Source organism: Streptomyces solincola (assembly GCF_002982015.1).
Lineage (GTDB): Bacteria > Actinomycetota > Actinomycetes > Streptomycetales > Streptomycetaceae > Streptomyces > Streptomyces solincola.
Genome location: NZ_PVLV01000070.1, coordinates 1 through 11,476 on the forward strand (window position 1 = coordinate 1; position 11,476 = coordinate 11,476).

Below are 11,476 nucleotides of genomic sequence, written 5' to 3' on the forward strand. Positions count from 1 at the left end.
CACCATGGCCGCCCCCTCCGCCTTCGCCAGCACCACCTCCCCCCAGTCGGTGGCCGCGACCCCGCTGACGCCGCCGCCCAATCTGACCAAGTAGGTCGCCCCACAGACGCGTATGGCGGCTTGCCCGGCGGCCGGGTGGGTCCACTGACCCGAACCGCTCTACCTGTTCGGCCTGGTGAACCTCACATCGAGTCCGCAGGAAAGGTCAGGGTCATCGGACGCACACAAGCCCTTGCCTCCGTCGATCACGTCGAGGCTCAGCGCACACTGCCCCTGAGGCACATCGGCGAACGACAGTCCCAGCGAGTCTCCGGAAGAGGCTTCGGACGAGACCCAGAGCATCCCGCCCGGCTTTCCCTCATCTTTCCAGAAGCCCCATACCCCGGCAGCCTCACCTGTGGGACACCCCTTCTTCGCACTCGACCACCGCACGCCCGAAGTGGTGAAGGTTCTGTCCGCCGCCAGCGTCAGGCGACCCGAGTCAGCGGTCTCCCAAGTGCCCGTCACAGCCTGAACACCAACAACCGTGGTGGGTTCCACATGGGCGCAGCCGGCCATCGTCAGAAGAACTACGACCGCTGCCAGCGCTCGAATGACGACCCACAGCCTGTCGGACGATCCGGGGCGCGCGCGCTTCGTCGCACAGGAAAACACACTCACATCAAGATCCCGTCCACATTTACCCCATCATTCCGACTACTCGAAAGCACACAGGCAATCACTTAGCGGCCAAACCTCCTGCCAAGAGAAATTCTGCTTGACCGTTGCCCCATAAGTATGCTCGACCACTGCATCCACGTCTTCACTCCTCTCAACGAAGTGAGTGGCGGAATTCCAGTCTGATGTGTTTTTGGCCGTAAAACGGAGGCGAACTGTTCCATTCTTCGCATCGATGGAGGTTATCTGCCCCGTACCCGTATATGACCCCAAGAAGGCGTCCGCCATATTCGACGTACCCATCGCGCCGTTCGTGACGTTACCCAAGACGTCATTGATGACACCACGCGGCGTGTTGAACCTCCAGTACGAACTTCCCGGCTCAGGTCCCGCATCCTTGTAGGCGATGTCGGCCGCACCCTTAGCAAACTTCGCGTTCACGCCATCCCTGACGGCCTGGCGTACGAGCCTCACCCGCCATTCGGAGAAGGTCGCATCACTGGCAAGGGCAGCAGTGAAAGCGTCACCACCCCTGAAATTCTGCTGCGGCTCCAGGGGCCATCCTCCACCCCAGATCCACCCAAAGAACAGGGCACGGGACGTCTCCCATTCATTCCGCTCACCCTCTTCGTGCACTATCCCCCAGAGGGGGCCTTGACCTGCGATGAGGCTTGCAAAGTTCCCGTAATTCCGAAAACGGGGTTCCCAGCTCTGGCTGATCAGATTGTACGTAGCGCCGGAGGACCAGCCGTTGATGCTGCCGGACCTGGCACCTGAGGATGCGGTACCACCTCCACCCCCGGAGTATCCACCGCCGCCACTTGCACCCCCGCCGCCGTTGGCTCCCCCGCTGCTGGGCCCCGAAGTCACAGGCAGGTACGGGTCGGGCTTCTGGGGCGGGCGCTTGCCGCCGTCGTCGGGCTGGCAGTGACCGGTGCCGGGGTCCATGCACAGGCCGGTGGGGTCGGAGAAGGTGACCGGTGTGTTGTTCGCGTAGACGTAGCCGTTGAGGGACTGGTGCTGGTCGAGCATCAGCACCGGGTCGACACTGATGAACTGGCCGATGGCCGGGTCGTACTCGCGGGCGCCGATGTGGGTCAGGCCGGTGGTCTTGTCGGCCGGCTTGCCGAGGAAGGCCTTGTCGTCGGGCCAGGTCGTCGCCGCGGTGCCGCGCGGGGCGCCGAAGGGGGTGGTGTAACGCTTGGTGAGTGCCAGGGTCGTGGCGTCCAGGGCCAGGCTGCTGGTGCCGTGGTGGTCGCCGGCGAGGAAGCTGAGCTTGCTGCCGGTCACCCCCGCGGTGGCCGTGCGGACGGCGATCGTCTTGCCGGCGCCCGTGTAGTAGCGGGTGCCGCTGAGGGTCCTGGTGGCGCCCTTGACCGTGAGGCGGACCTCGTTGCCGCCCAGGTACAGGACGGTGTCGCCGTCACCGGCCGAACGGCGGATCAGCAGCTCGCCGGAGGCGTCGTAGAGGTAGGTGGTGCTGAGGGCGGGCTTTGTGCCGGCGGCCGGCTCGGAGGTGCCGACGAGCTTGCCCTCGGTGTTCCAGGTCAGGGTCTGCTTGCCCTGCGTCCCGGGGCGGCTGGTGGTGTTGCCCGCCTTGTCGTGGGAGTAGGTGGCGGACCTGGCGCCGGTGGTCTTCGCCAGCGGGTGCGGCTGGCCCGTGGAGGTGCCGTAGGTGTACGTGGTGGTCTTCGCGCCGGAGGTGGTGTTCTCCGTCTCGGTGGCCCGCTGACCGGCTCCGGTGTAGGTGTAGCTGGTCCAGTACGGGGCCGCGCCGCCGAGATTGGCGGTGGTACGGCCGGATGCCGCGCAGTCGGCGGTCTTGGGGGTCCAGGCTTCCTTGAGCCTGCGGTGTCCGTCGTAGGTGAAGCACTGGTAGTCGGACTTGCCCGCGCCGCCGAGGGTCGCGGCGTCGTGCACGGAGGTGACGTTGCCCGCGTCGTCCTGGCGGAACTTCAGCTCCTGCGGCATGTAGCCGTGCACGTCGTCGGTGACGTAGGAGCGGGTCAGGCGCCGGGTGCCGTCCTCATAGTCGTAGCCGAGGTAGGCCTTCTTCGCGGAGGAGCTGGTGCCGAGGGTGAGCTGACGCAGGTCGCCCTGGGGCGAGTACAGCGCGGACTGGAGGTACTGGGTCGTGCCGTAGGCGGTGAGCTGCTGACCCAGATCGCCGTAGGTGTAGGCCGTCATCTCGGATGGCAGGCCCGCGACGGCCGGGCTGCCCGCCTGTCGGACGGTTCCGTCCAGGTTGTAGTGGGTGCTGGCGGACAGCGTCTGCGGCACGCCCGCGGCGACCAGGGGGTCGTTCGCCGGGAGGGTGAGCTGTGAGCCGGTCGGCTGGTAGAGCGGGTCGTAGGACGTGATCTTCTGGGTGTACGCCTTGCTGGCCGCCTGGTTCACGCCGTTCTCGTAGCGGACGGCGGTGTCCTGCTGTCCCTTGGCCAGGGTGTCGAAGGTCCAGGCCGCGAGCTTGGTCGCGTCGGACTTCGCACCGTCCCAGAGGCCGGTCTTGCGGCCGAGCGCGTCGTACTCGGTGGTGAGGGTCCTTCCCCGGGAGTCGGTGGTGGTGACCACCTGGTCCAGGTCGTCGTAGGTGCTGGTGGACTTGCCCTTGTCGGGGTCGGTGGCGCTGGTCTGACGACCGAACAGGTCGTAGCCGTAGCTCCAGGCGGCGTCGTCGGGACCCTTGACGGCGGACTGCTGTCCGGCGGGGGTGTAGGTGTAGGCCGTGGCCGTGAAGTCGGTGCCGGTGGGCTGCGGTCCGCCGTACTCCCGGCGCTCAGTGGTCTGGCCGAGGGCGTTGGTGGTCGTCCTGGTCGCCTGGCCGCCCGCGGGTGCCGTGGTGGAGACGGTGTCACCGGTATACGTGGTCTCGACCGTCCAGCGGAGGACGTTCTTGACCTTGGTCTGCGTCTTCACCGGCCGGCCGACTCCGTCGAAGACGGTGTCCGTCTGCAGGGGCGCCTGTCCGCCGTCGGTCTGTGCCAGCGCCCCGGTGGGAGTCTTCTTCTCGTCCCAGATGTCGGACTGGGAGGACACCGCGAGACCCCGCTCGTCGTAGAGCGTTTCGGCGATGAGCCGGCCGCCGACCGGGCTCGGCGCCTGGATCTGGCGGAGACGGAGCAGCGAGTCGAAGATCTCGTAGCTGGTGTTGTAGCCGCTTCCCTCACCGGTGACGGTATCGGTGGAGACCCAGGACGCGCCGTTCGCGGTGACGTGGTAGCCGTAGACGTAGTTGGGGGGCTTGAGGAGGGACTTGAGCCGGTTGGGCAGCCAGACCTTGGTGACCCGGCCGAGGCTGTCGTACTCGCTCTCGGTGATCTTGTTGTTGGGGTCCGTCACCTTCAGTGCCGCGCCGGTGGCGAAGTCCAGCACGGTGCTGGACTTGTGCCCCTTGGCGTTGGTGGCGGTGGTCGCGGTCAGCGGACCCGCGGCAGCCGGCGTGTAGGTCGTGGTGGCGGCGGTGGTGCCGTTGGTGTCCTTGACCGTCAGCGGGCGGCCGAGCGTGTCGTACGTGGTGGTGGCGAGCTTCTGCCACACGGGCTGGTCGTCCGTGCCGTAGCCCTTGGCGCGCCCGGTCCACCGGACCTCGCCCTTGGTGGGCTTCTGGTCGGCGCTCCAGGCGGTGGTGTCGTAGGCCAGGGCGGTGTCGGAGACGACGTCGCCGGGCCGTGTCGAGTCCGCCGGGAGGTCCAGCTCCGAGTCCGTGGTGGCGCAGGGCTCAGCGGTGGTGCGGGTGCGCGAGACCAGGCTGTTGATGCCCACCGCGTCGTTGCGGGCATACCAGGTGCGGGTGCACTTCTCGTCGCCCGTCACGGCGTTGTCGCCGCGGTCCTCGACGGTCTCGGCCATGCCGTAGTCGTCGAAGGTCGTCGAGGTGGTGCGCACCCGGTCGGTCGCCGGACTGGTGCTGGTGACGCGGGTACGGGCGTGCGTGGCCGACGTGCGGACGAAGTACGCCTCGGTGTCGGCGTAGGACTTGTGCTGGGTGGCGGTCCTGCGCGACCAGGGGTCGTGGACGGTGCCGCCGACCTCTTCGGCGCCGTTGTAGGTGACGGATTCGCGGGTGAAGCCGGCGTACTGATCGCTGTCGGTGATCTCGGGGGCCTTGATCCCGGTCACCTTGGCCGTCTTGCGCGCATCCTTGTCGAGGGTCTTGCCGTCCGCCTCCAGGACACGGTCACCGTGCATACCGCGGAGGTAGACGGCGACCTCCTTGGACTGGGTCTTGCCGGCCAGTCCGATGAGGTGGGTGACCTTCCCGAATCCGCGCCAGACGGACCAGGTGCGTTCCTTCTCCTTGACGAGGGGGTCCTCGTTGTAGTGCCAGGCGCCGCCGCCGGAGTAGGTGTAGGTGTGCTGCACCGCCTCGGACCCGCCGTGCGGGTCGACCGTGGACACCGACTGCACCGGGTACTTCTGGAACCAGTCGAGAACCGGGGTCTTCTCACCGTTGGGCGACCAGTGGACGGGGTAGCAGCGGCGGGTGTTGGAGTCCGCCTTGGGCATCGTCTGGCCGGCGAGGCAGTCGGCCGGCAGGTAGTCGACGATGGTCTGCGCACCGGTCTCGGAGGTGACCGCCTTCAGCCGGGGCTTCTCCAGGGAGAGGATGTCGTCGGCGGCGCCGTCCACCCGGTTCGGCCGCCACTCGTGGATGAACTTGACGGGATCGAGGCTGAGGTCCGTTCCTCGCTTGCCGGTGTGGCGGATGTCGGACAGCCACAGGGACTGGTCGGCGGAGTCCCCGGTGTCACCTGGGTCGATGTAGTCCTGCTTCAGCGCCCAGGAGTCCACCGAGGCGTACGCGGGGGTGGCAGCGGCCGCATCCCACACCTGGGTGGCGATGCCGGTCATCCGCTTGCGGGTGTAGTAGGTGGGGCCGACGTTGTCGGTGCACTTCTGGTCCGCCTTGCACTCCGCGTCGAAGGGGACGTCCGGCCACTTGTCCCGGGTGTCCTCGGTCAGCGAGCCGCAGTCGGCGGCGACGCAGCGCTCGGCGTAGGAGAAGACGGCCTGGTGCGAGGCCGCGGGGGTGGCGGAGAAGAGGGCGTCGGCACGCTGGCCGTACCGGATCCGGCTGAGGTAGCCGCCACGGGTGTACGGCGTGCCGGTGTTGTCGTCGCCGAGCATGTCGTAGTGGTTGGACTCGGCGGTGTACCAGTACGTCATGGCGTTGCCGTGGGTGTCCTCGACGAGGTCGAGGTTCCACCGCCAGGCCTGCCGCTTGTGACGTGCCGAGAACGCCGATCCGCTGGAGTACCCCGGCTCGCCCGCGTCGTCGCCGAAGACGGGGACGGTCCAGGTCGAGTTGGTGCGGTCGGCTGCCGTGGCGCCGGGCAGCTTGTTCAGGCCGAAGACGTACTTCACGCCGTCGCCGGTGACGACCGTCCAGTGCTCGCCCTTGCCGTCGCCCTTGCCCGCGGCGACGTCGTCGCCGTCGTCGCCGTTGTCGGCGCCCGTGGAGTGCGTGACGGTGGAGGCGTTGTCGTTCTTCAGACGCCACGTGCCGGTGGTGTCGTCCTTGACGAGTTCGGTGGCCTTGCCGTTCAGGACCAGGGAAGCGTTGTCGTACTTCCAGCACAGGTCGTACTTGTCCGTCTGACCGTCGTCGTCACACGTTCCGTACCGGCGCTCGACGTAGGACGAGGTGATGTCGAAGCCCTCGCCGATGACCGTGCCCTGGTTGTTGGTCGACGCGGTGCGCCCGTCCACGCTGCCGGAGTCGTAGGAGATGCCCAGTTCCGGCTGCGGCCCGGCAGCGGGGGCGGGGACGCGCAGGGGGTAGGACCAGGTGAAGGTGCCCGAGGAGCCCCCGGCCTCCCAGGTGGACGCCGGGGACAGCGGGGTGGCTTTGTAGTCGCCGCCGCCGGACTTCGGCCCGCCGGTGGCCACGGCGAGAACCGCCGTCCGTACGGCGGTGGGCGACGACGCGGACCGGTGGGACGGTGCGGTGGCCGGGGCCGTGCTCTCGCGGAACGTCACGGCGGCGCCGAGCCGTTCGGCGGCCCGGTCGTTGGACGTCTTCAACGGCAACCGGGTGCGGCACTTGGCCGCGGACGGGTCGCTGAGTGCGCAGTCCGGGAGCTGCAAGACCTGCAGGCGGCCGGCCCAGTCACCGCCGTACGCGGCGGCGAAGGCGCCGTAGTCGACACCCACGCGCGCCTTGGCCCCCGTGGCAGGTGCCGTCAGGGTCAGCACGACACCCTTGACGCCGAGCTGTTCGGTGCGCTGCCGGTCCAGGACGTTGACCGTCACGGGACCCGCGAGGGCGACAGCCGCCTTCTGCTCCGTGTCTGCGGCGACGGTGACCGGGAGCGCACCTGGAGAGGCCGTCGCCGACCCCTTGGCCGGCACGTCGACGGTGGCCGTGCCCGCCGCCGGCCACACGGTCTTCCTGTTCTGGTCGGCCCGAGCGCGAGCCGCGTCCGCGCGGAGTCGTTGCTCCCCTTGCGCCATGATGGCCGCGGTCTTCTTGTTCACCCGCGCGGTGAACGGTGAGACACGGGCGGGCGTGGGCGCGTCGAGACCAGGCCTGCCGAGTGGCTTGGCGTCGGCGGCGAACGCCACCGGTGTCAGCAGGCCGGGAAGCATGGCGAAGCCGATGGCCGCTGCCAGGCGGTTGCGGATCCGGGTGCGGCCGCCGCTACGAGCGGCCGGTATGGGCCGGTTCAATTCTTCTTCTTCCGTCTCCGGTGAGCCGCGCTCGGCGGCAAGTTCCGTGCCCCGCAGCCGACGGCCGGGGGAAGTCGTACGAGGTGCGGCGAACTACCCTCCGGTGGCCGTGCCGTGGGGCACGGCCACCGGACGGTCGGCCGCTAGGCGCCGGAGGCGCCCATCACCTTGGTCCTGACGTGCTCCTCGGTCATCGCGCCGACCCAGATCCGCATCTCCGTCAGCGACCCGGGCAGGTAGTGGCCGTTGACCCCGCCGGCCGGACCACGACCGGCCGCGATGGCTCCCTTGCCCTGCTGAGGGGCGGTGAAGGAGGAGGTCGCCACGTCGTCCTGGCGGGCGGGACCGACGTACAGCCGGGTGCCGCCGAAGCCGGCTTCCGCCTCCTCGGTGGCATCGAACACACCGGTGACCTGCACCCATGTGTCCAGCTCGGCGGCATCCTGGGACTCGGTCGTGCTCCGGAGGACGACCTTCCCGGTGGCGTCGGTGGCCGTGCGGCCGAAGCGCCAGAGGTAGCCGTCGGCGGACACCTTCTCCACCCACAGGGCCCAGGACGACTCCTTGTCACCCGGGGCGGCCTGGCCGAACACGTGGGCCCTGGTTCCGACGGGCATCGCCGCGAACCTGGCGCCGTCGAGCTTGACCGAAGCCGTCACCGTGAAGGAGGCGGTCTCATCGATCACGGCGCCCGCGCCGGAGGCATGGCCGGACTTGCCGTCGAGGCGGAGCTGGTCCAGCTCCTGGTCCGGTGTCGCTCCCGTCGCCGAAAGATCCAGGTCGCTGCGCAGGTAAGCGGTGCGCTCGGTGAGGGATGTGGATGTCATCGCGGCGCCGTCCCAGTGGGCGACCAGTTCGGTCGCGGGCGCACCGTCTGCTTCGAGCCTGTGCTCCTGCCGGATCTCCTCACCGGTCAGGGCCCGTTGCCACAGTGCCATCTCGTCGACTCTGCCCTTGAAGTGCTCACCGGACTGCGAGCCGCCCACGTACATGCCCTTGGACGACGTCCAGGGTGTGTAGGCGGCGTTCGCCGCCGCCAGCACCACGGGCGCACCCTGGGGTCTGCCGTTGACGAAGAGCTGGATGGTGTCGTTGCTCTTGTTGCTGTCCCCCTTGGTGTCGAAGACACCGGTGAGGTGTGTCCACGCCCGCTGCACCGGCTCGGACGCGACCGCGGCCTTGACATAGGACGGCGCGGCCGAGTCGGTCACGGCCCTGTTGAACACCCACTTCTTCGAGGACCCGGAGTAGTAGAGGTTGAAGGCCGCCGACGCCGACGTCCCCGGGGCTGAGGCGACCACCTGGGTGCCTTCGTCGGTGTGCAGGTACGCCCAGGTGGAGATCGTGAACGAGTCCCTGGTGTTGACCGGGGCGGCGGATGTCCTCGCGTGCCCGGGCTCTCCGGCGGCACCGGTGTTGCTGCCGAGGATCAACGAGTGGTCGCCCGTCCCACTCCGTCCGCCGGGCGACCAGCCCACCTGGTCGCCGTACAACGTCAGGTCGTGCCGGGGCGCCCCCTCGGTGGTGGCACTGTCGGCGGCCTTGGTGACCCCGGAGTCCGGCGTGCCGTCGTCGAAGTGCCAACGACTGGTCTCTCCTTGCGCCGGGGCGACCTTGAAGTGGAACTCGGCCGGTGTACCGGCGCGATCACGTACGTCGATCGCCTCGACGACCAGCACCTGTGCGCCGGCGGTGCCCGGCTCGGGGGTGATCGTGATCTGTGAGCCGTTGCCGCGGTGGGTGTCCTCCGGCCGTTCCGTCAGCAGCCGCCAGCGGTAGCCGATGACGTCCTTGTCCGCGGCGTTGGGCTTCAGGGTGAATTTACCGGCGACTCCGGGGCCGCCCCTGCCCGGACAGGAGTCGACGGTGCACTCCGTGTACGGGCCGGCGGAGGTGATCGTCGGCGCCTTCGGGGCCGTGGTGTCCAGCTTGAAGTAGCACCAGCGCCGGTAGCCGGAGGACATGGCGGTGGTCGCCCCCTCGTACGTCCAGAAGGTCTGGGTCAGTGAGCGGACCCGGTACAGGGCTCCGTCGACCCCTCCTGTCAGGCGCTGTCGGGCGATCGTGTCGTCGATGTAGTAGCCGGTCGACGGGACGTTGTACCGGCTGTCGCTCCACGATCCGTCCGGCATCTTGCGCTCGACCCAGAAGTGGGCCCGCAGCGAACCCCGCTCCTCTGTGCCGGCCGGCTTGACCGATGTCTGTACGCGGGCCTGGAGCAACGGGTCCAGCCGGGTGGCCACCACCGGCGTGGCGTCGGAGGTGGAGCAACCCTGCACGGTGCCGTTACCGGGGATGACCCCGTCGTCGGTGACCGCGCCGGGCTTGAGGACGTAGACGACCTTCAGCTCGGCGTTGTCGTCGAAGCGCTTCCACGCGTCGGCGTTCGACTCGTCCGCTGCCTGCAGCATGAGCGTGAGACGGGAGAAGCGGCCGTCGGCGAAGTTGCGCACCGTGGGGGTGAGGTTCTCGTCCGATTCGGCCGACGCGTCGTTGAACTCGATCCATCTGCCGGGCTGTTCGGGAGTGCAGTGGTCGCCTCGCCCCGCGGAGACGCTGCGGTCCCTCATCAGGTCGAGCTTCGCCGGGCCGGGCCAGCGGGTGCCCTCGGAGATGTTGTCCGTACGCCAGAGCTGGAGGTTGTGGGGGCTGCAGGAGAACGACCACGTCTCGTACGCACGGAACGTCGCGTCGATCACGTGCTTGCCGGCGAGCCGGGTCGGGGCGAACTCGAAGTACATGCGGTTGGTGTGGTCCGCGTCGCAGTAATAGGGGCCGACCCGGTAGCAGCGTCCCACGCCGTGGTCGCCGTTGAAGTTCCACCACCGGTCGCCGTCCGAGGACAGCACGCTCCGCTCGGAGACCCCGAGTCCCAGGGTGGGGTCGATGTAGACCGGGTAGACGGTGTCCGGTCCGCGCAGCAGCCGCGGGTCGGGCACGACCGAGATCGTTCCCTCCTCGACGTGCACCGGCATCTCCGCGGTGGCGTCGCCGGAGTCGGGAGCCTCCTCCTGCGGTGTTCCCGTCGGCTCTGTCGCCGCGGCGGCCGCGGAGCGTGCCGACGCCGCCGCACTCCGCGCCCGGGGCGAGACCCCGGTTCTCGCGACGGGGTCGCCGGCTGAATCCCACATCAGTCCGGCCGGCCCTTGGAAGACGGCGTTTCCGTCCTCGTCGAAGGCCTGGAGGCCGCCCCCTCGCTAGACGCGATGTCCAGGCCGTCTCCGGTCGCCGTCAAGGTCACCTTGTCGAGAGCGGGATTGGCCGCCGCCTCGGCGGTCTTGACGACCAGCATCTCGCGGTAGCCCGTGTCGGTGGCGGTGAGCTGCAGGTCGACCCCGCTCATCACCTCGGGATACGTGGCGGTGGCGCCGTCCAGCGTCGGTACGGGGAGCCCCTCCGGCCAACCGAGGGTCACGGACCCCTGCTCGTGGCCGAGCCGGATCATGTCCTGGCCGCTGCCGCCCGCCGAGAACGACAGGTCGACCACGGACGACTTCGGGCCGATCGAGCCGTCCGTCCTCCGCTGCAGGGTGAGGTCGATGCCCTTCCACGTCCCGTCCGAGCCACGCGCCCGCTGCGGGGTGGTCGACTGGCTGAGGGTGAAAGTCCCGTCCGGGTTGGCCAGCGTGGTCGAGTACGCGGTCCTCTCGGCCTCCACCTCGACCGGGGTGCCTGTCTGCGCCGCCAGCGCCGAAGCGCTCTGCGCCAGGTTCTTCGCCGGCGGAGTGACGGCGCCTTCCGCCGCCACGGCGGCCCCGGTCGACACCGGAAGGGCGGAGGCCAGAACCGCCCCCGCCACCAGCGTCGTCGTTCTCCGGCGCACGCGCCGCCACAGCCGCCCGTTCACTTCCCCACCCCAGACATCACATGATCGCCACAGATTCGCCACATCCTGCGGTTATTACGTGCACCGGTCAAGCAAAAACCGAACGCGGAGCCGAATCGCGCCACTACTCTGCGCGCTTGCTGACTGTTCTGGCGGTTATGCCTGCGACGCGAACGAGCCAGCCGGTCATCCGGCAGGCGGGAACCACGCGGGGTCCTGACGCGTATTCAGAGTGAGCGGTGAGGCACGCAGGGCGATGAGGGGCTGGGCGGCCGGGGGGCGCGTGCGGGTGCTTGCGGGTGTTCGGATGGTGGGACGCCGGGG

At 69.0% G+C, this 11,476-nt stretch carries 3 protein-coding genes; all 3 read right to left on the bottom strand.

Going from position 1 to position 11,476, the window contains the following annotated elements:
* Positions 1-696 precede the first annotated feature (696 nt).
* The gene (locus C6N75_RS04930) at positions 697-7,245 is read right to left on the bottom strand and encodes an RHS repeat-associated core domain-containing protein (RefSeq protein ID WP_105867603.1); all 6,549 of its coding nucleotides are present in this window, start codon (positions 7,243-7,245) and stop codon (positions 697-699) included.
* 224 nt (positions 7,246-7,469) lie between these two features.
* Positions 7,470-10,295, bottom strand: coding sequence for a LamG-like jellyroll fold domain-containing protein (locus tag C6N75_RS04935; protein ID WP_258177231.1), 2,826 nt, complete (start codon positions 10,293-10,295; stop codon positions 7,470-7,472).
* A 161-nt stretch (positions 10,296-10,456) separates the two neighbouring features.
* A complete protein-coding gene (locus C6N75_RS31350) occupies positions 10,457-11,215 on the bottom strand; it encodes a hypothetical protein (RefSeq protein ID WP_258177232.1) in 759 nt (252 codons plus the stop codon).
* Between the last annotated feature and the right edge of the window lie 261 nt (positions 11,216-11,476).

What these genes read in the sequence shown, in the direction of transcription:
- C6N75_RS04930 (WP_105867603.1), bottom strand. Translation starts at nt 7,245, where the DNA reads ATGCTTCCCGGCCTGCTGACACCGGTGGCGTTCGCCGCCGACGCCAAG.